This window comes from Rothia sp. HMSC073B08, assembly GCF_001812975.1.
Classification (GTDB): domain Bacteria; phylum Actinomycetota; class Actinomycetes; order Actinomycetales; family Micrococcaceae; genus Rothia; species Rothia mucilaginosa.
In genome coordinates this window covers 67,500-92,285 of the sequence record NZ_KV811062.1, presented here as the reverse complement: position 1 = coordinate 92,285, position 24,786 = coordinate 67,500, and the positions used below count along the sequence as shown (strand labels likewise).

Annotated in this window: 13 protein-coding genes; 10 read left to right on the top strand and 3 right to left on the bottom strand. The window is 61.0% G+C overall.

Features of this window, described 5'->3' with window-relative positions; genetic code table 11:
• Positions 1–38 precede the first annotated feature (38 nt).
• Together HMPREF2884_RS04210 and HMPREF2884_RS04205 are read left to right on the top strand one after the other, a co-directional pair.
• Positions 39–2,828 (top strand): HtaA domain-containing protein, encoded by a 2,790-nt coding sequence (locus tag HMPREF2884_RS04210; protein ID WP_070615876.1) that lies wholly within the window; start codon positions 39–41, stop codon positions 2,826–2,828.
• 83 nt (positions 2,829–2,911) lie between these two features.
• Positions 2,912–3,652 (top strand): sirohydrochlorin chelatase, encoded by a 741-nt coding sequence (locus tag HMPREF2884_RS04205; RefSeq protein WP_246822811.1) that lies wholly within the window; start codon positions 2,912–2,914, stop codon positions 3,650–3,652.
• Positions 3,653–3,781: 129 nt separating this feature from the next.
• Here the strand turns inward: HMPREF2884_RS04205 and nirD are convergent, their stop codons facing one another.
• Positions 3,782–4,108: a nitrite reductase small subunit NirD gene (gene nirD, locus HMPREF2884_RS04200; RefSeq protein WP_070615873.1), complete on the bottom strand. Its 327-nt coding sequence runs from the start codon at positions 4,106–4,108 to the stop codon at positions 3,782–3,784.
• A gap of 545 nt (positions 4,109–4,653) precedes the next feature.
• On the opposite strand from nirD, the gene nirB reads away from it, so the two are divergent.
• Positions 4,654–7,323, top strand: a complete 2,670-nt coding sequence (nirB, locus tag HMPREF2884_RS04195) for a nitrite reductase large subunit NirB (protein WP_049327280.1) — start codon at positions 4,654–4,656, stop codon at positions 7,321–7,323.
• 1 nt (position 7,324) lies between these two features.
• Entirely contained in the window at positions 7,325–8,236 is a 912-nt protein-coding gene (gene cobA, locus HMPREF2884_RS04190; protein ID WP_070615869.1) for a uroporphyrinogen-III C-methyltransferase, read from the top strand.
• A 196-nt stretch (positions 8,237–8,432) separates the two neighbouring features.
• Here cobA and HMPREF2884_RS04185 read toward each other — a convergent pair whose 3' ends face one another.
• Both HMPREF2884_RS04185 and HMPREF2884_RS04180 read right to left on the bottom strand, forming a co-directional pair.
• On the bottom strand, positions 8,433–9,404 hold the full coding sequence (locus HMPREF2884_RS04185; protein ID WP_070615867.1) for a DUF6318 family protein: 972 nt from the start codon (positions 9,402–9,404) through the stop codon (positions 8,433–8,435).
• Positions 9,405–9,735: 331 nt separating this feature from the next.
• A complete protein-coding gene (locus HMPREF2884_RS04180; RefSeq protein ID WP_070615865.1) occupies positions 9,736–10,680 on the bottom strand; it encodes a DUF6318 family protein in 945 nt (314 codons plus the stop codon).
• Between the two features lie 1,464 nt (positions 10,681–12,144).
• Between HMPREF2884_RS04180 and ileS the strand changes: the two genes are divergently transcribed.
• From ileS to HMPREF2884_RS04140, 6 genes are all read left to right on the top strand, one after another.
• Entirely contained in the window at positions 12,145–15,486 is a 3,342-nt protein-coding gene (gene ileS / locus HMPREF2884_RS04170; protein ID WP_070615860.1) for an isoleucine--tRNA ligase, read from the top strand.
• A gap of 132 nt (positions 15,487–15,618) precedes the next feature.
• Positions 15,619–17,289: a bifunctional folylpolyglutamate synthase/dihydrofolate synthase gene (locus HMPREF2884_RS04165; protein WP_070615859.1), complete on the top strand. Its 1,671-nt coding sequence runs from the start codon at positions 15,619–15,621 to the stop codon at positions 17,287–17,289.
• 374 nt (positions 17,290–17,663) lie between these two features.
• Positions 17,664–18,341, top strand: a complete 678-nt coding sequence (locus HMPREF2884_RS04160) for a TenA family protein (protein WP_070615857.1) — start codon at positions 17,664–17,666, stop codon at positions 18,339–18,341.
• 465 nt (positions 18,342–18,806) lie between these two features.
• Positions 18,807–19,469, top strand: a complete 663-nt coding sequence (locus HMPREF2884_RS04155) for a vitamin K epoxide reductase family protein (RefSeq protein ID WP_070615855.1) — start codon at positions 18,807–18,809, stop codon at positions 19,467–19,469.
• 299 nt (positions 19,470–19,768) lie between these two features.
• Entirely contained in the window at positions 19,769–20,008 is a 240-nt protein-coding gene (locus HMPREF2884_RS04150) for a hypothetical protein (RefSeq protein WP_005505761.1), read from the top strand.
• A 578-nt stretch (positions 20,009–20,586) separates the two neighbouring features.
• Positions 20,587–24,387, top strand: coding sequence for an Rne/Rng family ribonuclease (locus HMPREF2884_RS04140; RefSeq protein ID WP_070615853.1), 3,801 nt, complete (start codon positions 20,587–20,589; stop codon positions 24,385–24,387).
• Positions 24,388–24,786 lie beyond the last annotated feature (399 nt).

Below are 24,786 nucleotides of genomic sequence, written 5' to 3'. Positions count from 1 at the left end.
GCCTGTCCTAACAATATCGATAGTATGGATGCACACCAATGAAGATTTTCACATCTGGCACCCGCCTCTCCAAGGGAGCCTGCGCCCTCGCCGTTGCTGGCGCTGTTGCCCTGCCCTTGGCACCCGTTCTCGCCGAGAACATTAATATCGCTGCCCAGAACGTTGCCGCACAGAACGTCGCTGCAGGCGACCAGGCAACCGCCGGCGCCTCCTTCGGATGGGGCGTGCGCGCCTCCTTCCTGTCCTACAACGGTATGCCCCGCGAAATGACCGACGGCGCAGCCTGGGACGCAACCGCAAAGCAGTTCACCTTCACCCCGACCTCCACCACCGTCTCTGAAGACGGTAAGCAGGTCACCCTGCAGGCTGCCGGTCGCCTCTGGTTCACCGGCCACTGCGCCGAAGGTCAGGACCCCGAAACCGGCTGCGCCCTGAACCTCACCTTCTCCAACCCCCGCGTGGAACTGAACCTCGCTGACGGCACCGGCTCCCTCTACATGACCGTGCGCACCAAGAACTACGCCTCCGGCAAGTTCGAGGGCCCCATGGAAGTCAAGATGGCGACCCTGAGCACCGGCACCGCCAAGCAGAGCGAGAAGGATGGCGTGGTCAGCATCAGCGGCATCTCCGCGAACCTGACCGCCGACGGTAACCACGCCTTCTCCGACTTCTACAACGAAGGCGCCAGCCTCGACCCGCTGAGCATCTCCTACACCGGCAGCGCAGCTAGCACCCCCAAGAGCGCCTACAGCGTCGCTGAGTCTTACAACACCGGTGCGGGCGTGAACCTGCCCCAGAACACCGCACGTCTGGGCCAGAACCACATCGTGCACGTGGCACCCCCGAGCTTCGGCGGCGACACCACCTACACCGTGCTGACCAGCTCCAACCTGAAGATGACCGACACCGGCGTACTGAAGGCCAACAAGGGCGTTTTCGCGGTGGATGCTGACGGCAACCGCATGCTCGTCATCAACAGCGAGACCAACAAGCCCGAGCTGTACACCGTAACCGCTGAAGGTAAGCTCGTCTCCTCCGGCACCTACTCCAACGCAGACCTCGGCACCACCACCGTCAAGGCAATCGGCTACAACCCCGCCAACAACACCTGGGGTATCGTCAGCATTGACGGCCAGGGCGGCGGCAAGCTCACCATCATTGACGCATCCGGCAAGGCAACCTCGCAGGCTCTGCCGAAGCCCGACTCTATCGACCCGCAGGTTGTGAACGCCTACTCGCTCGACGAGTACTACGGCGACTCGTTCTCCAACAACACCGTGACCCTCGCACCGCTGCCCGACGGCAGCTTCGTGTACGCGCCGTCGACTTCCATCTACGATGCGGCCGGCGAAAAGGTGGTTCAGAAGGGTCACCTGCTGCACATGAGCAGCAACGGCGTGTCCCTGGTGCCGAACTCTTCACCCGCAGGCTACGACACCGCCCTGCCCTCGACCCTGGTCAGCCCCAAGGGCTACATTTACCGTTGGAACAACTGGTACGGCGGTAAGGTGCAGATCCTCAAGTACGAGAACGGCACTTTCAGCGTGGTCCGCGAGTCCGCAACTCTTGAGGGCTTCGAGAAGACCGAGGTTGCCACCATGTTCCTGACCCGCGCGGGTAACGTGGTTGTGGTGGACGCATCCGGCTCCCGCCTGGTGTTCATGGATGAGACCCTGAACAAGGTGAACGAGGTGGTGCTCTCCTCGATGCGCAAGACCGACAAGAGCGGCGGCTACAACGCTCTCGAACTGCCCAACGGCGATATTATCTACCCGACCAGCTTCGAGAACCCGAACACCTACGAGGATCAGCTGTGGCTGAACCGCCTGGCAGCGAACTCGGCACCGACCCCGGCTCCCGAGCCCACTAAGTCTGCTGAGCCTACCGTTGCTCCCACCGTAGCTCCGACCGTGGCACCGACTGCTGAGCCGACTAAGGCACCCGAGCCGACCGTTGCTCCTACTGCAGAGCCGAGCGTTGAGCCCACTAAGCCTGCTGAGCCGACTGTCGCGCCCACCGAGGCACCCTCTGCTGAGCCTACCGTCGCGCCGACTGTTGCTCCCACCGCTGAGCCGACTGTTGCACCGACCGTCGCGCCTTCTGCTGAGCCCACTGCGACCGCAGAGCCCTCGGCAACTGCAGAACCCACTGTGGAGCCTTCGGTAACGGCTGAGCCCACCAAGACTGCAGAACCGACTGCTGAGCCCACCAAGACTGCAGAACCCACCGCAGTGCCTTCGGAGGAGCCCACCTCGCCGTCTCTGCCGACCGCATCCGTGGCACCTTCTGTAGCCCCGAGTGCTTCTGCAACCCCGAGCGCATCGGTGAGCGCTTCCCCGACCGCAGTTCCGAGCGTTCCCGCCGTGACCCCCTCGGTGAGCGCGTCTGCATCGGCGTCCGCTAGCGCGTCTGCTTCTTCGAGCGCGTCTGTGAGCGCGTCGAGCTCCGCAAGCAGCTCCAGCAGCGCATCGGTGACCGCATCGGCTAGTGCGTCTGCTTCTTCGAGTATGTCCGCAAGCGAGTCTGCATCCGCGAGCGCTTCCGCTTCTGAGAGCAGCACTGCAGACCAGAACGCAGCCGGCCACAAGGGTGGCTCCAACGGCGGTTCTGATGCTGGTTCCGGTGCCTCCGACAACTTGGGTGTGAGCGGCTCCAATGGCGGTTCCTCTAACGGTGGTTCTTCCGCAGGTGGTTCCTCGACCTCCGGTAGCTCCTCCTCCAAGCTGGCACAGACCGGCGCATCCGGCGCTATGTTCGCCGCAGCAGCTGGTGCTATCACCCTGGCTGCGGGTACCGCACTGGTCGTGGCTCGCCGCCGCAAGAGCTAAAATTTAGCCTTCGTGCAACACCCCGCTTCGCCACTCGTGTTCATGAGTGGGGGAGCGGGGTGTTCCTTTCATACAATGGAAATATGACTATTCTGAATGTAATCGCAACTTCGCACGGCACTGACTCGGTCGCCGGTCGTGAAGCTATCACGCTGATTCGTGAGCAGATCAAGTTCCTGCTTGCCCAGCGTAATGACGGTGTGGAGTACCGTGTCCACGCCGCATATGTGGATGTGGAATCTCCCAGCGTTGATGATGCCGCAGCCTCTCTGCCCAATGATGAGCCCTGCGTGATCGTGCCGATTCTGCTGTCGACCGGCTTCCACACTCAGGTGGATTTGCGTCGTGCCGCACGCAATAGCGGTATTGAGCGTATTAGTATTGGCGAGTCTCTGGGACCGGATGCACGTCTTGCCGCTCTGACCCGCGCCCGCCTGGAAGAGGCTGGTTGGACTCCCGGCGACGGCCCTGTGGTGCAGGGTGCCGCTGGTTCTTCCCGCGCCGATGGTCGTGCCGATATGGAGCGTGCCGCTGAGCTGCTGGCTGACGAGCTGAACGCTCCGGTACATCACGGCTTTATTGCCGCTATCGATCCAAAGTTCCACGAGGTCGTTGCCGAACATCAGCCTAAGTTTGCCGCGACTTACCTGCTGGCGGATGGTTTCTTCTCCGGTAAGATGCGCCGTGATGCTGAGTCGACCGGTGTGCCGGTGAAGGTTGCCGCGCCGCTGGTGAACGCGCAGGGTGGTGCTTCTGCTGCCGTGGTGGCGGAGTGCTTTATTGACCGCATGGATGCCGCTATTGCCCAGCTGGATGCCGCCTAGATGACTTAAAATCAGGCTAGTGCGCTCGCTGTTCACTCACCTGATGAGGGGCTTCTGAAAATCCATACAAAAAACCTCGGGAGGTGATTCTCCCGAGGTTTTTTGTATGTAGCTGAAGTAGCTGAGTGCTTAGGCAGTCTTGAGGTAGACGTCGCCGTCGCGGACCTCTACGGGGTAGACCTTGATGGAGTAGGAGGGGTCGGAGACGCACTCACCGGTGGTCAGGTCGTAGACCTCCTTGTAGAGGGGGGAGGTGATGGTGGGGTTGCCGTTCTTCTCACCGACGATGCCGCGTGCGAGGACCAGTGCCTGGCTGTGCGGGTCGAGGTGGTCGCTAGCGTAGATGCCGTGCTTGGTCTTGTAGATGGCGTACTGGTAGCCGTCGACCAGGGCGACTTCGCCCCAGTTTTCTTCGAGGTCAGATTCGGCGCAGATGCGTACCCAGTTCTCAGCCATGGGGGTTTCCTTTCGAAGTGGTGGTCTGCGCCGCGCGGGGTGCAGGACACAATAGCGGTTCGTGTGTTCTTTGTTTGGAGTTTACCTTATGAAACCCACATTTGGAAATGGGGCGCGCGGAGGGTGCTAAAGGTTATTTTTACCCTAAAAGATGATCTCAAATTTCATAGATTAGCCTTACCTAAATTAGGTTTAGATAAGGTAAGAATACCCTATTCCAGCCCGGTATTCCGCGGATTTTTTGGAAAATTTTCCCAAAAAATACGGATTTTCGATACTTCGACCCCGCGCTAGAGTGTACGATAAAAGTCGTAGTTTAAAACGCCTTTTGACTGCCTGAAGAAAACAACATAATCCCACACAAAAATGTTTCGTAATTTTCAGATGCATTCTAAAGAAGCGGGCGCTCCAACTACTCGGTACGCATCAGGTACGAGCCCAACGGTACGGAAACTAGGAGTTCCAATACCGGGCACGATCCAGCCGCACACTGAGGGTAGATAAGTGCCATGAACTACCTGCATTACAACTAGGAAGGAAAATCCATGTCGCACACCCCCCGCAACATTCTCGTTGTCGGCGCAGGCCCCGCTGCGTGGCGTTTTGTACGCGCGTACCACGAAGGCGCTGAAGCTGCCGGTCGCGCAGCGGACACCATCACCGTCCTCAACGATGAGCCCTACATCCCCTACGACCGCGTTGCTATCGAGAAGATTTTCAAGGACACCGAGAAGGACCTGACCCTCGGTGACCCCGAACTGTGGAATGCAGAGAACATCAACCTGGTCAACAACTGCCACGCAGAGAAGCTTGACCGCACCCGCCGCGTCGTCACCGACACCGAGGGCAACGAGTACCCCTACGACGTACTGGTCTTCGCAACCGGTTCCCGCGCGGTTCGTATCCCCATTCTTAACTCGGACGCCGCACACGTCTTCCGCACCATTGACGACGTGAAGAACATGGTCTCCGAGGTCAACCGTCTGCAGTCCACCCTGGGCCGCGCACCCCGCGGTATCGTCGTCGGTGGCGGTCTGCTCGGCCTCGAAGCAGCTGAGGGTCTGAAGGACCTGGGCGCAGAGCCCACCATTCTGGATGTGGCACCCTGGCTGCTCTCCGTTGAGGTTGACCAGGGCGGCGGTTACGCCGTGAACGCCCAGATCAAGGCAACCGGCATTGAGATTGAGACCGGCGTGTACATCTCCGGCATTAACAAGGATGCTGACGGCAACGTCGTCTCCGTCTCCATCGCAGATTCTCCCTCTGAGGATGCAGAAATCCGCACCCTGCCCGCCGACATGGTGGTCTTCGGTGCCGGTATTCGCCCCAACGACGAGCTGGCACGCGACGCCGACCTGGCACTGGGCGAGCGCGGCGGTATTCTCGTCAACGACGCATGCCACTCCTCCGACGAGCACATTTGGGCTATCGGTGAGGTCGCCTGCGTACTGGGCCGCACCTGGGGTCTGGTCGCACCGGCTAACGCTATGGCTGACGCTGTGGCAGCTAACCTGCTCAACGACAACGAAGAAGCTCAGGTTGAAGAGTTCGACATCGCAACCAAGCTGAAGTTCTCCGGCGTTCAGGTGGCTGGCTTCGGTGACCGCCGCGGCACCACCGAGGGCTGCCTCGAGGTTCTGTTCGCAGACCCCGCACGCGGCATGTACCAGAAGATTGTGACCAGTGGCGACGCAAAGACCCTGCTGGGTGGCGTGTTCGTTGGTGACACCGCTCCCTTCGACTCCCTGAAGCCCCTGCTCGGTCGCGAACTGCCCGCTGAACCGAACGTCTACCTGACCGCAGCTGGCGGCGGCGACGGCATCCCCGACACCGAACTGCCCGACGACGCAATCCTGTGTTCCTGCAACAACATCAGCTTCGGTGCTGTCCGCGAGGCAATCGTTGACGGCAACCACGATGTTGCATCCCTGAAGTCCTGCACCACCGCGGGTACCCAGTGTGGTTCCTGTGTTCCGATGCTGCAGAAGACTCTGGAACAGCAGATGAAGAAGATGGGTCTGACCGTCTCCAAGGCACTGTGTGAGCACTTCGACTTCTCCCGTGCTGAGCTGGCTGAGGCTGTGCGCCTGACCAGCCTGGATGACTTCGACTCCGTGCTGGCACGCTTCGGCCGCGGTGGCGACGGCTGTGCTATCTGTAAGCCGACCGTTGCATCGATTCTCTCCTCCTTCCGCAACTCCTACGTCCTGGACGCAGGCCGCGGTGGTATTCAGGAGACCAACGACCGTGCGCTGGCGAACATGCAGAAGAACGGTACCTACTCCGTCGTTCCGCGTATTCCTGCAGGTGAGATTCCCGCTAAGAAGCTGGGCGTCATCGCAGAGGTTGCTGAAGAGTTCGGTCTGTACGTGAAGATTACCGGTGCACAGCGTATCGGTATGTTCGGTGCTCGCCTGGAGCAGCTGCCCTACATTTGGGAGCGCCTGGTGGATGCCGGCTTCGAATCCGGTCAGGCATACGGTAAGTCCCTGCGTAACGTGAAGTCCTGCATGGGTTCGACCTGGTGCCGCTTCGGTGTTCAGGACTCTACCGGCATGGCAGTCCAGCTCGAGAACCGTTACCGCGGTCTGCGTTCCCCGCACAAGTTCAAGTTCGGTGTTTCCGGCTGTAACCGTGAATGTGCTGAGGCACAGGGCAAGGACGTTGGTCTGATTGCAACCACCAACGGCTGGAACCTGTACCTGGGTGGTAACGGTGGTGCAAACCCCGCTCACGGTCGCCTCTTCGTCAAGGACGCCTCCAGCGAGGACATCATCCGCTACATCGACCGCTACCTGATGTACTACATCCGTACCGCAGACAAGCTGCAGCGTACCGCTCGCTGGCTCGAGGATCTGGATGAGGAGCACGGCGACGGTCTGGCACACCTGCAGTCCGTCCTCATTGAGGACTCCCTGGGCGTGTGCGAGGACCTGGAGCGCGACATGCAGCGTCACGTTGACTCCTACGAGGACGAGTGGGCAGCAACCCTGCGCGACGAGCGCCGCCTGCGCCGCTTCCGTGCCTTCATCAACGAGCCCAACGGCAGCGACGAGGGTTCGCACCTGTACGTGCTGGAGCGCGAGCAGATTCGCCCCGCAACCCCCGAGGAAATTGCGGCGGCAGAAGCTGGCGAGTCCAACACCGTCCTGCTGACCGGCACCAAGATTCCCGTGGGCAAGCCCAGTGACCTCAACCCGGTCCCGGCAGCGTAGTATGTGCCCGAAGATTCCTCCGTTCCCGCCCCGCGAGTTCGCCACTATTGACGAGGTGCTCGCGGGCGGGGCGCCCGGGCACACCCTGGACGATAGCGTGACGGAACGCGGCATTCTTCTGCCCGGCGAGCCTGCTGAGAACCCCGGCAAGGTCTACATTGTGGGTGGCGGCCCCGGTGCCGCTGACCTGCTGACCCTGCGTGCGGCACGTGCCCTGAGTGAGGCGGACGTGGTTCTTCTGGATCACCTCGCCCCGCAGGAGTACGGCGAGTACGCACCGAACGCCCTCATTGTTGATGTGGGCAAGGTTCCCGGTAAGCACGCTGTTCCGCAGTCCCGCATTCAGCAGCTCATGATTGATTACGCGCTTTCGGGTAAGACCGTGGTGCGTTTGAAGGGTGGCGACCCGTACGTGTACGGTCGCGGTGCTGAAGAGCTGGATGCGTGCATCGCCGCAGGCCTGGAGGCTGAGGTCATCCCCGGCATTACCAGCGCCATCGCGGTTCCTGCGCGTGCGGCGATTCCGGTGACCCTGCGTAAGGTATCCTCGATTTTCACCGTCATTTCTGGTCACTCCGGCCTGTCGGAGACCGAAGTGTCGGCTCTTGAGGCGACCCTGCGCGCCCAGGGCACCGTGGTGCTGCTGATGGGCGTTCGTACCCTGCCCGATACGGTGGCGTCTCTGCTCTCTCGTGGGATTGAGGCTGACACGCCGCTGGCAACCATTGAGAACGGTTTCTCTGAGAAGGAGCGCGTGACTGTCACGACCCTTGAGAACGCTCAGGCAGATTGCGCATCGGTTAGGGCGCCGGCTATTACCGTCATCGGTGAGGTCGTGCATTATGCTCGCGATAATCAGAACCGCTTTGTGAGCAAGGTTCACGAGCGTCTGCGTGAGCGTTCCACCTCCTAGAGGCGGTGCGCCAGATAGTATTGCGCAGCCCCGCATCCTTGGTTTTCCTAGTTGCCGAGGAGCGGGGCTGTTGCTGCGCCGGAACGCCGCGGCACAAAAACATATGAAAGCGGGGCGGGTATCAGTTGATACCCGCCCCGCTTTCGTCAGGGGTGCTGCGCTCAAATCCTAATCTTGGAGCTTAGAATCTCAGAGCCTAGACCTTGAAGTCGCTACTGCTACCGGAGCTAGAGCCACCGGAGCTGCCGGAGCCGCCACCGCTGGACTTGCTTGCCGAAGCCGATGAGGAGGGGCCCTCAAAGACCTTGCGGAATCGGTCGCTGTACTCCGACACAAAGTACTCGCGGCTGGTCACGCGCCACTTGCCCTCGGCGTACACCACGTAAATCACGACATCCAGGGTGCTTGCCTTCTGAGGCTCACCCGTGCCCTTCTGGTAGATGGTGTATTCCTTGACGACGTCCCGGCAGGGGAACGCCACAACAGCCAAATCGGAAGAGGCAAGAGCCTTCGCATCGAGATCGTCACGGATGCTCAGCTTGCTCTCATAGTCCTTAGTCCAACCGCCCGCAGCGTAGAGCTTAGCAATAGCCTTCAGGTTGTTGACCAGACCGCTGTCAGCGCCGTGGACCAGACCCTTGAGGTACTGCAGGTCGCCGTTGTACATCGCGGCAATGTACGCGCTCTGGTAAGCAGCCAGAGTCTTGTAGGCGCCCTCGAGGGAGACGGTACGCTGAGCCACCGTATCAATGACCGGGATCGGGACGTTCTTCGCGGGGGAGGTGTCGGTCGGCTCAACATAGTGCGCAATGGCGGGCTTGTACTCGTACTTGACGTCGCCAATGTACTTCTTATAGTCCTTCAAGAACTCGTCGGACGGAATAATCTTCGCGCTGTTACGGCTTGACGAGGACGAAGACGAAGCGGATGCCGAAGCCGAGGCAGACTCAGAAGGCGAAGCCGACGCAGACGCCGAGGGGGAGGCGGAGGCGCTCGGGGAGCCGGAGAAAGTGTCGCCGCTACCGGTGGGGCGAATATCCTTGTTGAAGGCGCATCCTGCCAGGGCGAAAGCGCCGGCGGTCAGACCGCCAAAAAGAACGGTGCGGCGGGTCAATCCGTTTCGGTCGTTAGCAGAGAAGTTGGTGTGTGCACTCGGCCGGAAGGACATGGTATCTCCTGAAAGTGGTTGATCGAGGTAGCTCGCAACGCTGCGATGCGTACGAGAGACTCTTCCTCATCGTTTTTGTATGGTGCGCGGTACAGGGGGGTACCGGGATACGGGTGTGCCGGAGCGTGAACTGCGGCGGTATGAAGTATCCACTTCTTACTATAGAAGACTGGTTTTAAAACTTCGTCAAAAAACCCTGAACGTTGTCTTTAAGACGCAATAACCCAAAGTCGGTGAGGTGCAGGGGAGTGCGCCTCCTCGACTTTGGGCTAGTGCATATGGAATTGATGAGACGGGCTGCTCTCGACTAGGGTATTAGACCCCTGCGGATTTAGACCTTAGTGGAGCCGCGACCCGAGGACGAAGAACCGCTAGAACCTGCGGAACTGGAACCAGCGGAACCAGCGGAACTAGAAGAGTCGGAAGAGCCCTTGCCGCCATTCAGACGCTCGTTCAGATAATCGTTGCCGATTCGCCACCACTTACCCTCGGTGTAGAGCATCACGTGCGGAATGGCTACCTGAGTAATCGCCGGTATCTTGCGTTCGGTGCCGTCCGGCTGATGGATGGCGGTGGCAGAATACTTGGCGTCCATCATGATTTCTACGTAGCCGTCACCGTTCTTCAGGGCGGTTCGAGGCTCCGTATTCCGCATGGAAATGCTGCACGTGAAGTCCATGTACCAGCCGTTCTGCTCATACAGTTCCTTGACCGCCTTGACCTCATCAATGGCGCGCTTATCAGCCGGGTAGGTCAGCTCAATCGTCTGATCCGCGTAGCGTCCATCCTTGAGCGCGGTGATCTGAGCACTGTAGTAGGCACGCAACGTCTCGTAGGCGCCCTGGAAGGTCGGTTCTTCACGGTGCGGAACGGTCTTGAGGGGCTTAGGTACGTTCTTCGCAGGGGAAGAATCCGTTGCGGACTGGTACTCGCCCATGTATTCGCCGGTCAGTTTCAGAGGGCCGGGGTACTTTTCCCAACCCTCAACGAGTGCATCCTCAGATACGGGTACGCGTGCCGCGCTGGACGAGCTGCTCTTAGCGCTTGCTGATGCGGTCGCCGAAGCAGACTGTGAAGCAGACGGCGAACTAGACGCAGAAGCGGTCGCGCTCGCGGAAGGGGTGGGGGAGCCGACCTTCGCTTTTGCTTCTTCGCTCAACGGGCGAATATCGGAGGCGCAACCGGCCATGAGGGAAACCGCGCCACCGAGCAGTAGGGCGCGGCGGTTCATTAGACGGGAAGCGGCGGAACGGGTGCTCGAAGAGGGTGAGAGCATCGGTGAACTCCTTGAATTATGCCGAGGCGGGCTCGGGGCACCCGGCGGCGGGCGCGTGGTTGTATGGCGTGTTGGGTGAGGCCGTGAAAGGGGATAAAACTTCGGGCAAATGCCGCGGTTTCAGCCCAAATCCGGAAGTGACCTCGGGCGCGTACATGCTGCTGGTGGAGCGAACGGATACGCGGTGAACTCATCGTTGAGACTGTTATGTTCACACCCCGGTGAGAGGGTAGGTAATACTATCGAATCATCATTGATGTGTTGCACGATTCATTTTAGACTATTTTGAACTCAAAATGTACGAAAATACACCTTAGTAATCTCTGTGAGTCTATGGATCACTCAAGATATCAATCACTGTAAAGTATTGCGGCTACACCCTGTTAGTGAGGAGCTGTTTGATGGAGGCAACTGTTCCGTGAGAGGGTTGCGTGCATGTTGAGCTAAGTGATTTCAATCATATTTATGACTTGGAAAATGAAAGAGCTGCGCCTCAGTGTTTCCAAGGGTGGGGGAGAGGAGGGTGGTTGGCTCAACCTTCTGGTCGTAAGAAAGTCTTCAAAAGCCCAGAAGAAATACCCGATTCAATAAGGGGAAACCCGCTCAACAATTCCCAAATATGCACTCTATTCACCCGCTATGCATTGCTGAATCATTCAGAAAAACCGGTTCCCACACGGGGTGTTGAAGAGATGAAAACGTGCAGGGGTGAATATCTAGTGGAATTACATCGGTGTTCACCCCATATCTTGTGGTTGCACTGACTGCAATCCCATGGGCTCCCACGAAAAAATCGAAACCCACTTAAAGCAACACCGGGGGAATGCAAAAACATACATCCTTAAACACGCCCGAGCGTGGGGTGAGGCAAGACCCCTTAAGCCCCCTACTCGCTCTAAATATCGCCGAACGAAGAACCATTCTGTTTTGTGTCCCCGGCATCGGCGCATCTGAATAGTACTGTTCAAACCCACACCCCGCGGGGTTGCATACAGGCACAAAAGCCACATAAACTATTAGTGTTTGCAACGACCCGGCCATCACCGGCGAGCAATTCGGAAGAACGGACCGCACCTGCGGGCACCCGCCAATCGCTGCGGCGAGGGTGTCTTAGCGGAAGAGATGTAGTCCCAGTAGAACCGGACGGTTAAGCCCGATATAGCTGTAATAAGCGACTGATACCCGCCCAACGCGCCGCTCTTCCGGTGGCTAGGTATCGCGGACACGCGACACCCCGCTAGCCCCGGGAGGGTTCGGTGCGTTGAGCTGTTAAATCAGTAAGCAAGGTGGTACCGCGCCGCATCCCGACCCCCGGCACAACCCGGGCAAGTCAGCGATGCCTAGGCGTCCTTGCACCCGTCATGTCAATCCTCACCCGCTGAAACGGTGCGGACGACGAGTGCTACGTACCCTGTCGCCCCAACCTCTCAGCGTTGAGAACAACAGATAAGGGCGCACAAACACATGTCCCATGTTTACCCCAAGGCGAGCGCCTTCGAAGCCGCAGGAAGCGGCGTCACCGCATCGCCCAAGTTCCCCGCACTCGAAGAGGCAGTCCTCGACTACTGGAAGAAGGACAACACCTTCTCCGCATCCGTCGAGAACCGCCCCGCAGGCGAAAACGGAGAAAACGAATTCGTCTTCTACGACGGCCCTCCCTTCGCTAACGGCCTGCCCCACTACGGCCACCTGCTCACCGGCTACGCCAAGGACCTCGTCGCACGCTACCAGACCCAGCGCGGCCACAAGGTAGAACGCCGCTTCGGCTGGGACACCCACGGCCTGCCCGCAGAACTCGAGGCAATGAAGCAGCTCGGCATGACCGACAAGCGCGAAATCCTCGAAATGGGCATCGACAACTTCAACGACGCTGCCCGCGCATCCGTGCTCAAGTACACCAACGAGTGGGAAAAGTACGTCACCCGCCAGGCACGCTGGGTCGACTTCGAAAACGACTACAAGACCCTGAACGTCGAGTACATGGAGTCCGTCATCTGGGCGTTCAAGCGCCTCTACGACAAGGGCCTGACCTACCAGGGCTTCCGCGTGCTGCCCTACTGCTGGAAGGACGAGACCCCCCTCTCCAACCACGAGCTGCGCATGGACGACGACGTGTACAAGGACCGCCAGGACCAGACCGTCACCGTCGCATTCCGCCTCACCGCAGACACCGCCCTCGGTGCTGACGAGAAGGTCGCCGCAGAACTCGACGGCGTCGAAGCACTCGCATGGACCACCACCCCCTGGACCCTGCCCACCAACCAGGCGCTCGCCGTCGGACCCGAGATTGAATACTCCGTCGTACCCGGCGCAGGCAAGTTCGAGGGCCGCTCCTTCCTAATCGCCTCCGACCTGCTCGGCTCCTACGCCAAGGACCTCGGCTACGAAGGCGACCAGCCCGAAAAGGACGCAGACGCAGCCGTCACCGCACGCTACACCGGCTCCCAGCTCGAGCACGTGCGCTACACCCCGCTCTGGGACTACTTCGCAGACGCCGAAAAGTGGGGCACCGAAACCTCCTGGCAGATCCTCGTCGCCGACTACGTCACCACCGGTGACGGTACCGGCATCGTCCACCAGGCACCCGCCTACGGTGAAGACGACCAGAAGGTCTGTGAAGGCTACGGCATCCCCGTGATCCTCTCCCTCGACGAAGGCGCAAAGTTCCTGAACCTCTTCGCCGAGCCTACCGCCTCCGGCTCCACCGCCCTGGCTGAGATTGCAGGCGTGCAGGCATTCGACGCGAACCGCACCATCATCAACGCTCTCAAGGCAGACGATGTGCTGATCCGCGAGAAGTCCTACGTGCACTCCTACCCGCACTGCTGGCGCTGCCGCACCCCGCTCATCTACCGTGCAATCACCTCCTGGTACGTGAAGGTCACCGACTTCAAGGACCGCATGTACGAGCTGAACAAGCAGATTAACTGGATCCCGGAAAACGTGAAGTACGGCCAGTTCGGCAAATGGGTTGAGAACGCACGCGACTGGTCCATCTCCCGTAACCGCTTCTGGGGATCCCCGATCCCCGTGTGGGTTTCGGACGACCCGAACTACCCGCGCATGGACGTGTACGGCTCCCTCGAAGAGCTCAAGGCAGACTTCGGCCGTCTGCCCCTGAACAAGGACGGCGAACCCGACCTGCACCGCCCGTACATTGACGAGCTGACCCGCCCGAACCCGGACGACCCGACCGGCAAGTCCACCATGCGCCGCGTGGAAGACGTGCTCGACGTCTGGTTCGACTCCGGCTCCATGCCCTACGCACAGGTGCACTACCCCTTCGAGAACCAGGAATGGTTCGAGAACCACTACCCGGCAGACTTCATCGTCGAGTACATCGGTCAGACCCGCGGCTGGTTCTACGTGCTGCACGTGCTGGCGACCGCGCTCTTCGACCGCCCCGCGTTCAAGAACGTCATCAGCCACGGTATTGTGCTCGGCTCGGACGGTCAGAAGATGTCCAAGTCCCTGCGTAACTACCCGGACGTCTCCGAGGTCCTCGACCGCGACGGCTCCGACGCAATGCGCTGGTTCCTGATGTCCTCCCCGATCCTGCGCGGCGGCAACCTGATCGTGACCGAACAGGGCATCCGCGAGGGTGTTCGCCAGGTCATGCTGCCGCTGTGGAACGTCTACCACTTCTTCGCCCTGTACGCTAACGCCGCCAACAACGGCGAAGGCTACAGCGCAAAGCTCAAGTACGACTCGCAGCACGTGATGGATCGCTTCATCCTCGGCAAGACCCGCGAACTCATCGAGCAGGTCACCGCAGCGATGGACTCCTACGACATCTGGAACGCCTGCGAATCCCTGCGCCAGTACGCCGACGCACTGACCAACTGGTACGTGCGCCGCTCCCGCGAGCGCTTCTTCAACGAAGACACCGACGCATTCGACACCCTCTACACCGCACTGGTGACCGTGTCGAAGGTCGCCGCGTCCCTGCTGCCGCTCAGCAGCGAGGAAATCTACCGCGGCCTCACCGGTGAACGCTCCGTGCACCTGGCTGACTGGCCCGAGGCATCCGCTTTCGCTGATGAGTCTGACCTGCTGGCTCTCATGCAGACCGTGCGTGAGGTCTGCTCCGCCGGTTCGGCACTGCGCAAGGAAAAAAAGATCCGCGTGCGCCAGCCGCTGCAGAAGATGACCGTGGCTATTGCACCCGAGCAGTTCGCTGCCCTGGGTACCGCTTTCGGTGAGAAGGGCGCGGAGTACTTCGCGAACATCGTCGAGGACGAGCTGAACCTGCGCCAGGTGGAGCTGGTCAGCGCCGACACCGTCGACCCCGCCGACTACGGCATCTCCCAGCAGCTGAAGGTCAACGCACGTGCGGCAGGTCCGCGCCTGGGCAAGCAGGTGCAGGTTGCCATTAAGGCATCCAAGTCCGGTGACTGGACCGTGACCGAGGACGGTACCGTCCTGGTCGGCGTGGCAGCTCTGGACGGCGGCCTGGCTCTGGAAGAGGGCGAATACGAGCTGGCAACCGTGGTTGCCGCTGATGCTGAGGGTGCTGAGCACACTGCGGCTGCGGTTCTGCCCGGCGGCTTCCTGGTCCTCAACATTGAGCTGACCGACGAGCTGGTTGCCGAGGGTATCGCCCGCGATACCATCCGCGCTATTCAGCAGGCTCGTAAGGACGCCGACCTGAATGTTGCGGACCGCATCAACCTGAGCATCGCGGCACCGGAGGAAACTCTGGCAGCTCTGCGCACCAACGAAGCACTGGTGACCGGCGAAACCCTCGCCGTGTCCCTGCAGCTGAGCGAAGCAGCCGAGCTGAGCATTAGCGTAGCCAAGGCATAAAACGCCTGAACCGTACGGCCGTCCCGCCCCCTTGATTGGGCGGGGCGGCCCGTCGTCTATCCCGCCGCACGGTTATCCCGCCGCACGGTGGGCCCCTGCCGGCACCGGCCGGCTATCCCAGTGAGGAGAACAATGAGCGAGAAGAATTACCCCGCAATTCCCGACCCCGAGGGCGTGGAGCGGGTCTACGGTGAACTGCTGGCGCGAGCACCCGAAAACAAGATGGCACCGCGCCTGGACGCGGTAGCCCGCGCCGTCGAAATCCTCGGCGACGTGCACCGCGCCGCCCCGGTCATCCACATCACCGGCACGAACGGTAAGACCAGCACCGCCCGCATGATTGAGGCGCTGCTGCTCGGCCACGACCTGCGCGTGGGCCGCTTTACCAGCCCGCACCTCGAAAGCGTCACCGAGCGTATCTGCATTAACGGCGCGCCCGTACCGGATGCCACCTTTGTGCGTATTTGGGAGGAAATCGCCCCCTACCTGCAGATTGTGGACGCGGAGATGACCTCCCGCGGCGAGCCCGCCCTGACCTTCTTCGAGTCCGTTACCGTGCTCGCCTTCGCGATTTTCGCGGATGAGCCGGTGGACGTGGTGGTGCTCGAGGTCGGTATCGGCGGCACCTGGGATTCCACGAACGTTGCCGACGGCGTGGTTTCCGTGGTCACCCCGATTGGTCTGGACCACACCGACATGCTGGGCGAAACCCTCGCTGAGATCGCGACCGAAAAGTCCGGCATCATCAAGCCCGGCGGCTTCCTGATTTCTGCGGCACAGGACCCGGAAGCGGCGAACGTGTTGCTCGCTTCCGCCCGCGAGAAGGAAGCATCCTTCGCCTTTGAGGGCGTGGAGTTCGGCGTTGTCTCCCGTGAGCTTGCGGTCGGCGGTCAGCTGCTGACCCTGCGCGGCCTGGCGGGCGAGTACCCGGATGTGCCGCTGTCCCTGCACGGTGCGCATCAGGCGCAGAACGCCGTGGTGGCTCTCGCCGCCGTGGAGGCGTTCTTCGGCGGTCAGCGTCAGCTGCCCGAGGACGTGGTGCGTACCGCGTTTGAGACGGTGCGCTCGCCGGGCCGTCTGGAGGTTGTGCGCACCGAGCCGCTGACCATCCTGGATGCGGGCCACAACCCGCACGGCGTGCGTGCGTCCGCGGCTGCGCTGACCGAGGCGTTCAAGCTGTCGCACCTGCATTCCGTGGTCGGTATTTTGGGTGAGAAGGATGCTCTGGGCATGTTTGAGACCATGCGCGAAGAGTACGTTGACGCTTCTGACGGTACCTTCCGCCTGTACCTGGCGGCGTCGGATTCGCCGCGTGCGATTGCGCCGGAGCGTCTGCACGAGCTGGCGCTGGATGCGGGTCTGGATGAAGACTCGATTGAGGTGTTTGAGCACCTGGACGAGGCGATTGCCACCGCCATGGAGAACGCCCTCTTTGAGCAGGAGTCGGCGGGCGTGCTGATTACCGGTTCGATTACGGTCATTGGTGAGGCGCGTACCCTGCTGGCGGCGCATGAGGAGGCGAAGACCCCCGGCGCTGAGGCTGAAGAGCTGCCGGATGAGCTGGGCGCCGAGGGTGCCTATGCGGGTTCTGCGGGTGCGGCGTCGGCTTCGACTCTGGCTGCCGCGGCGGCTGCGGCTGCCTCTGCTGAGCCGGATGAGCTGCTGGACGGCATCATGGCTGAGCTGGGTGGCGAGTCTGCGGCGGGTTCTTCGCTGGAGGATTCGCTGGGTCTGCCGCTGGGCGATTCGTACACCGATGATTTCTTCGGTGATGATGATTCCGAGGACGATGCGGATCACTAAGGCGACCCGTTGAGGTTGCAGAGATGAGGCGGGGTGCCGCCCTCCGGTTGGTTGTACTGGCTGGGGGAGTGGCACCCCGTTTTTTCGCGCCTCTGCCCTCGTGCTCCCACTCGAACGCATGATTTCTCACGTGTTCCCATGGGCTCTCATCTAACCCCAATCGTGCGAGTTTGACCGGCATCATCCGCTCTCACCCATCCAAAAAATCGAAAAGAACGAAAATTTGTGGGCACCGGGGCGCAAAACCGGGCGCGCCTTGGCGTCACGGTGCTATATTCGCTGAGGCGCCGGCCCCAACGCCTGAGGCTGCACCAACACACCCGCACACATACGCATACCAGCGACGGTATGCCACATAGTGAAAGGCACCCATCATGCCCGCACCCTTCACCGATTTGATCGGCACCGATTCGTTCACGGAGACGCTGCGTCAGGAGAACCTCGCCACCTGGCTTGCCGCCACGAATCACCGTTTTGTTGCTGAGCTTTTTGACGGCTCGATTGCCCCGCAGGTCATGGCGGGGTACCTGGTGCAGGACTACCGTTTCCTCGATACCTTCCTCGCCCTGATTGGTGGCGCGATTGCTAACGCCGATACTCTCGCGGGTCGTCTGCGCCTCTCCAAGTTTGCGGGCGAAATCGCGGGGGACGAGAATACCTACTTCCTGCGTTGTTTTGAGACTCTGGGCGTGACTGAGCATCAGCGTGACTCCATGCCCGATACGGAGGCGACTACCGGCTTCAAGCGTCTCTTCCTCGACGCGGCGGCAAGCGGTAGCTACGCGGCGATTCTGTCGGTGCTGGTGGTTTGCGAGGGCCTGTACCTGGATTGGGCGTCGAAGGCTCCCGCCAAGCGCCCCGACTCTTTTGTGCACCACGAGTGGATTACCCTGCACGACTACCCGGAGTTCCGTGAGCTGGTTGATTTCCTGCGCCGCGAACTGGACCGTGTGGGCCCGTCGGATGCGCAGCGCGCCCGCGAGTTCTTTAGCCGCGCGGTGGAGCTGGAGCAGCTGTTCTTTGATGAGTCGTACACCCACCCGCTGCCCTAGGTAATACCGCCCTAAGTGATGCCCCGGATAAAGCCCTAGAAATATCCCGTTGAAACCCTCGGAAGGTTCCGCCCGCCGCTGAATTGCGGGCGCCTCCCGGGGGTTTTCGCGTGCTCAAGACGCCCCGAAAGTGCCCGGAATGATTCCTGAAACCGTCCTGAAAACGCACCCATCTGCGTAAAATAGCACGTCATAAAACGGAACATATAGGTTGATGGTGTGCCATTTGGTGGTGTGAGAGGCTAGGATAAATGGGGTACCGCTTCCGGGGTGCTGGCTATGCCGCGCCGATACGTACCCGCTACTGCACGAGGTGAGGCGCACCCTTGAGGGACCTAACCGGCACCTCCTCAGCTGTCCCCGGCGTCTGCCGCGTTGACGGTTGCATGCACCCCTCAACACTACAGAGCTTAAGACGGTGCTGCTGGGACAGTACCACCGTAAAACACTATCTAAAGGAGTCGTATGAGTACCGCCGCATCGAGTACTACCGAGCCTACCCACGCTGAAAAAGAAGCGCAGCACGGGCACGCGGGAACCCCAGGCGGCTACTCAGACCGACAGCTCGGATTCTGGCTGGTTGGCGCCGGCCTGATCGCACTCATTTCTTCAGCGATTCTGGTGTATGAGCGCCTGCAGATTTACATTGATGCCGGCCACTCCACGGTCTGCGATATCAACGCCCTGCTCAGCTGCGGCACGGTGATGCGCACCCCGCAGGCGGAAGCTTTCGGCTTCCCGAACCCGTTCATTGGTCTGGTGGGCTTCTCGATTGTGGTGACTATCGGTGCCGCGATCATGGCGGGTGCACGCTTCAAGAAGTGGTTCTGGGTGTGCATGGACATTGGTTTGGCGGCGGCGACCGCATTCATTATGTGGCTGTGGTACCAGACGACGTTCCAGATTAACGCCCTGTGCCTGTTCTGCATGATCGTGTGGGTTATGACCATCACGCTTTTTGTGAAGACCACGGTCCGCAATATTTCGGCGGGTGTTATTCCGGCATCGCAGTCGATGCGTGAGAGTGCTCGCGGCTGGTCGTGGTTTGCGATTAGCCTGTGGTTGATCCTGATTTTCGGCATTATTGTGATCCGCTTCTTTGAGGTCATTGTGAATATGATGCGCTAAGTAGTTGAGGGCTGATGCCCCGAACATTCAACGCCCCGGTACCTGTTGGTGCCGGGGCGTTGTTGCGTCTGCGGGTGGGTGAGGCTGCGCAGAATATGCCGGGCTGGGGCGCCGGGTAGCGGGGGAGGCGCCGGCAACCTTGCCGGTGGCGGTCAGCGGGGAGGCAACGCGGATGCGTATAATGGTCAGGTATATTCTTGAGCGGCGTCAGCTGGAGCCGTCTGCGGGTTTTACCTGCGGCGTTGACTGCCTGCCGTTCTGCTGGACACTAGATTCTTGATACCCCTTCGAGGAGAACCGTGAAGACTGCCGGAATTGCCGCAATGGGCGCTGCTGCCGTTATTTTTCTGACTGCCCTGCTGTTGCTGACCGCCGGTCACTTCTCGTTGCTGTGGGTGATTCTGCTGGTGGTTTCTCCGTTTGTTTTCATTCTGGGTGTTCCGTTTGCGACCGGTTCCGGTCCGGAGTACCTGCCGACCGACCCGAAGCTTGCTCAGCAGGCTCGTGAGGCGCGCGATGCGGAGCTGGGTCTGGACTAGCCCCTCCTCTGAAAGTTTTTGAAGCCGGGTGGTGCGTAGTGGCACGCCCGGCTTTGCTGTACCCGCAATGCGTCCGCCGCAGAGTGCCCGCGGCAATGTGCCCGTGCATCCTGCCGGGAGGTGAAGCCCAGATAGGATGGGCGGGGTGGCTTAGAGGTACCCTCTACCGGGTATAATGGAACACGGTGTCTTGTGCGCCCCGCACGCGCATAAAGATCCCCACCAACGCATCGAGGGAGAGTACCCGAAGAGCGCCGGCTATAAGCCGCGGAGCATAACTGTCGCACCGCGCGGGCCGCCCGCCTCGGCGAAGAAACCCGAAGACCGGCAGGGCACCCAGGAAGGGTGTGAGCGTGCCGTGCTCGAGAGCGAGGTGGCTGTGACCGTCGCGGCGCGCTCTGCGTTCCGCCCGCTCGCCCCCTACGGCAGAAGCACTGAACGAGATAGTGCCCGGTAGCGCCGATGAACGCGCGCCGTAGGGTGAGGTTTGAGCCGCGGTGACAGCAACTAGGCTTTGCGCTGTATGCGCGCTGTTAAAATCCTTGCGGTGCGGAGCAGGGTGTAACGAAAGAAGATTAATGTCTGACGAGAAGAACGTCGAACTTGGGGTTTTTGAGGCGCTGAACGCCCTCGCGGAGGAGAAGAACGCCTCTGCAGAGACCCGTGAAACTCTGCGTAAGAATGTTCGTGAGAGCTCTGACGCCCAGCAGGGTACTGAGCGCCGCCGTCCGGGTCGCCCGAAGAAGGAGAAGGCTCCTGAGGTTCCCCTGGATGAGGCGATTGCTGCTGGCCTGACCAACCTGCGTAACGCTAAGGCTAAGCACGCGCCGGCACCGAAGGTTGCCGCTCCCGCTGCGTCTGAGACCGAGGTTGCTTCTACTCTGGATAGCCTGTTTGAGGCTGCTGAGAAGAAGGCGGCTGAGCCTGCTGTTGAGGAGAAGACCGCTAAGGTCGAGACCGTCGAGAAGACCGCAAAGGTGGAGGAAATTGTTGCCCCCGCCGCCGAGTCTGCTGAGCCGGTTGCTGAGAAGAAGGCGGCTGAGCCCGCTGCCGAGTCTGCCGTTGAGGTGAAGGAAGAGACCGCCAAGGTTGAGGTCGTAACCCCCGCAAAGGCTGAGGAAGCTGAGAAGACCGAGGCTGCCGCTGAAGAGCAGCCCGCCGAGGCTGCTACGGTTGCTGAAGAATCCGCAACCGAAGAAGCTGCACCCGAGGCACCCGCAGCAGAAGAGTCTGCTGAGGAGTCCGCAGCTGAGGAGCCTGAAGTAGCTCCCGAGCCGGTAAAGACCATTAGCGACCTGCAGCGCGAAAAGCTGCAGGAACTGCGCTCGCGTACCCCCATGGGTGCGATGCCGCTGTTCATGGCACCCGAGCCGGAGGAGCTGAGCGAGCTCGCTGTTGCCGCCAAGCTGGAGCGTGAAGCACGCCGCGCCGCTGCCGAGGAGCAGAAGCGTAAGGAGCGCATGGAGCGCCGCCGTGAGGAGGCTGCCGCTGAGGCTGAGGTGACGAGCCACCGTCGCCGTCGCCGTCGCCGCGGTACCGAAGATATTGAGATTGAGGGCGGCGTCGATGATGAGGTTGAGACCGTCACCAAGGTGCGTGCGCCGCGCCTGGCTGACTCTCACGCATCCAACACTGTGACCGGTGTGCGCGGTTCTACCCGCCTGGAGGCGAAGCGTGTGCGCCGCCGCGAGTCCCGCTCCCTGGGCCGCCGCCGCCACATCGTGACTGAGGCTGAGTTCCTGGCTCGCCGCGAGTCTGTGGACCGTCAGATGCTGGTTCGTCAGAAGGACGGCCGCATCCAGATTGGTGTGCTTGAGGACGGCGTGCTGGCCGAACACTTCGTGTCCAAGACCCAGCAGGATTCCCTGATTGGCAACGTGTACCTGGGTAAGGTTCAGAACGTTCTGCCGTCCATGGAAGCTGCGTTCGTTGACATTGGACGCGGCCGCAACGCTGTGCTGTACGCGGGCGAGGTCAACTGGGATGTCACCGGTCTGGACGGCGCACCCCGCAAGATTGAGAACGCCCTGAAGCCCGGCGATTCGGTTCTGGTGCAGGTCACCAAGGACCCGATTGGTCACAAGGGTGCCCGCCTGACCAGCCAGGTTTCCCTGCCCGGCCGCTTCCTGGTGTACGTGCCGGGTGGTTCGATGACCGGTATTTCCCGCAAGCTGCCCGACACCGAGCGTGCGCGCCTGAAGAAGATTCTGAAGGACAAGCTGCCCGAGGGTGCTGGCGTGATTGTTCGTACCGCGGCGGAGGGCGCTTCTGAGGAGGAGCTGACCCACGACATTAACCGTCTGCGTGCGCAGTGGGAAGAGATCCAGGAGAAGGCTAACTCCCGCAAGGTGCTGGCTCCGGAGATGCTCTACCAGGAGCCCGACCTGATGATTAAGACCGTGCGTGACGTCTTCAACGAGGACTTCACCGCGATGATCGTTCAGGGCGAGAACGCGTGGGATTCCATCGAGGCGTACGTGACGTACGTGGCGCCGGACTTGGTCTCCCGCCTGCAGCAGTGGGACGGCGATGACGACCTCTTCGACCACTACCGCATCAACGAGCAGCTGGCGAAGGCACTGGACCGTAAGGTGTACCTGCCTTCGGGTGGTTCGCTGGTGATTGACCGTACCGAAGCCATGACCGTGGTGGATGTGAACACCGGTAAGTTCACCGGTAGCGGCGGCAACCTTGAAGAGACTGTCACCAAGAACAACCTGGAAGCTGCTGAGGAGATTGTCCGTCAGCTGCGTCTGCGCGATATCGGCGGCATTATCGTCATTGACTTCATTGACATGGTGCTTGAGTCGAACCGTGACCTGGTTCTGCGTCGCCTGATTGAGTGCCTGGGCCGTGACCGTACCAAGCATCAGGTGGCTGAGGTGACTTCGCTGGGTCTGGTTCAGATGACCCGTAAGCGCCTGGGTACCGGTCTGCTTGAGGTCTTCTCGGAGCCCTGTGAGCATTGTGCCGGTCGTGGCCTGGTGGTTCACGATCAGCCGCTGAGCGGTCGTAGCGGTGGCGCGTCGGATTACATCCACCGCCATGAGCGTAATGACCGTAAGCGTAGCCGTGCCGCTGCCCGCGAGGATTCTCGTGACCAGCAGAAGCAGGATGCTCTGGAGTCGAAGAAGGCTGAGCGCCGTAACGCTATGGCTGCGGTGGCTGCCGCATCCGCTCAGAGCGAGGACGTTTCGGAGGAGACTGCTTCGACCCGCAAGAAGCGTAAGCGCCGCAAGCGTTCGCGCCGCGCGGAGACCGCTGAGCTTTCGCTTGAGCAGGAGATTCAGGGTATTGCCGAGGCCGCCAGCGAGCAGGCTCACGCGGAGGTTGCTCAGCGTGAGGACAAGGTCGCTGAGGTCACCGAGGGCAACTGGATTGGTGAGCAGGGCGGTTTCTCCCTGGAGCAGCTGGCGAGCGCGTTCGACCGCGTGGAGGAGGAGTCCGCTGAGGGTTCCTCGCAGGACTCCGCTGAGGGCCGTTCTGATCAGGAACGTTCGGAGGAGCGTCGTTCGTCCAAGCGTGGTGAGAAGAAGTCTTCTCGTAACCGTAAGCGCCGCGAGCTGACCGATGCGGATATTGCCGCTGTTGAGGATTCCGGCGCGGGTGCGCTGGAGGACGAGCACCACGTTGACCCGGAGCTCGACCCGCGCTTTAGCCGCTCTTCGGATCGTTTTGAGGCGATTCGCGCCGGTGAGGCGAAGGCTCGTGCTTCTCAGAAGGCTGGCCGTCTTGCCCGCGCTGAGGGTGAGTCGTTCCGTTCGGGCCGTGAGGATCGTTCGGAGGAGCGTCGTTCGTCCAAGCGCCAGGACCGTGAGCAGCAGAACGCTGAGGCAACCTCGGGTGTGCAGAAGGCTCAGGAGTCCAAGCGTGTTGAGCGTGAGGACCTGCGCATTGAGGATGTTCGCGAGACTCCGCGTGCCTCCCGCCGCCGTGCTCGTCGTGCCGCTGATGAGAAGCGCGCCGAGAAGGCAGCTGAGCAGAGCGTGGCATCCGAGCAGGCACCCGCAAAGGCTGATAAGGTTGAGAAGTCTGAGTCTCGCACGGTTGTGACCGGGGTGATTGGTGCTCCGGCGGTGACCGGTGTGGTGGGCGCAGCTCCCGCAGCGGTTGAGGCTCCGGTTGAGGAGGCTCAGAAGCCTGCGGCTCAGGTGCCCGGTTCGACCCCGCGTAAGCGTCGCACTCGCCGTGCGGCTTCGAGCGCCGGTGCCGGTGCTCAGGTCGTGACCGTGGACGCTTCCGAGCGTGCTGAGGGTTCCGTGGTTGCTTCCGCTTCTGTTGCGGATGTGACTCCGGTGTCTGATGACGCTTCGGCCCCTGTCTTGTTCGGCATTGGTGTTGCTGCTGCCGACATTAAGCGTGAAGGTAAGGACGATTAGTCTTTAGCTTCCGATCATCGGAAATCCGATGGTGTGTATGTTGCGCCCCGGCGGGGTGGAGTAATCCACCCCGCCGGGGTTTTTATGCCCGGTTTATCTGCGGTGTATCTGCCGGGGTTGAGTAGTATCACGTGCCGACTTCGGGTGTTCCGAAAATTTATCTATTGCGCGGCGCGTAGATCATGCCGTATCCTTAAGGACTGGTGTTTATCTCAGTGAAGCCCTATCGACGCAGGGCCAGCGGGAGACACCGCTCCCACCCGCATCGTCTTCGGCGCGGTCGAGTATTCGGCTGAGTTTGGAACGTGCGGGAGAGAGACACCACCGGTGAGCCTCGCGTGTTGGCTTCGGCGGGCAATCCCGTCGGAACGCACGGGCCGTTCCTCCTTGATCGCGGTC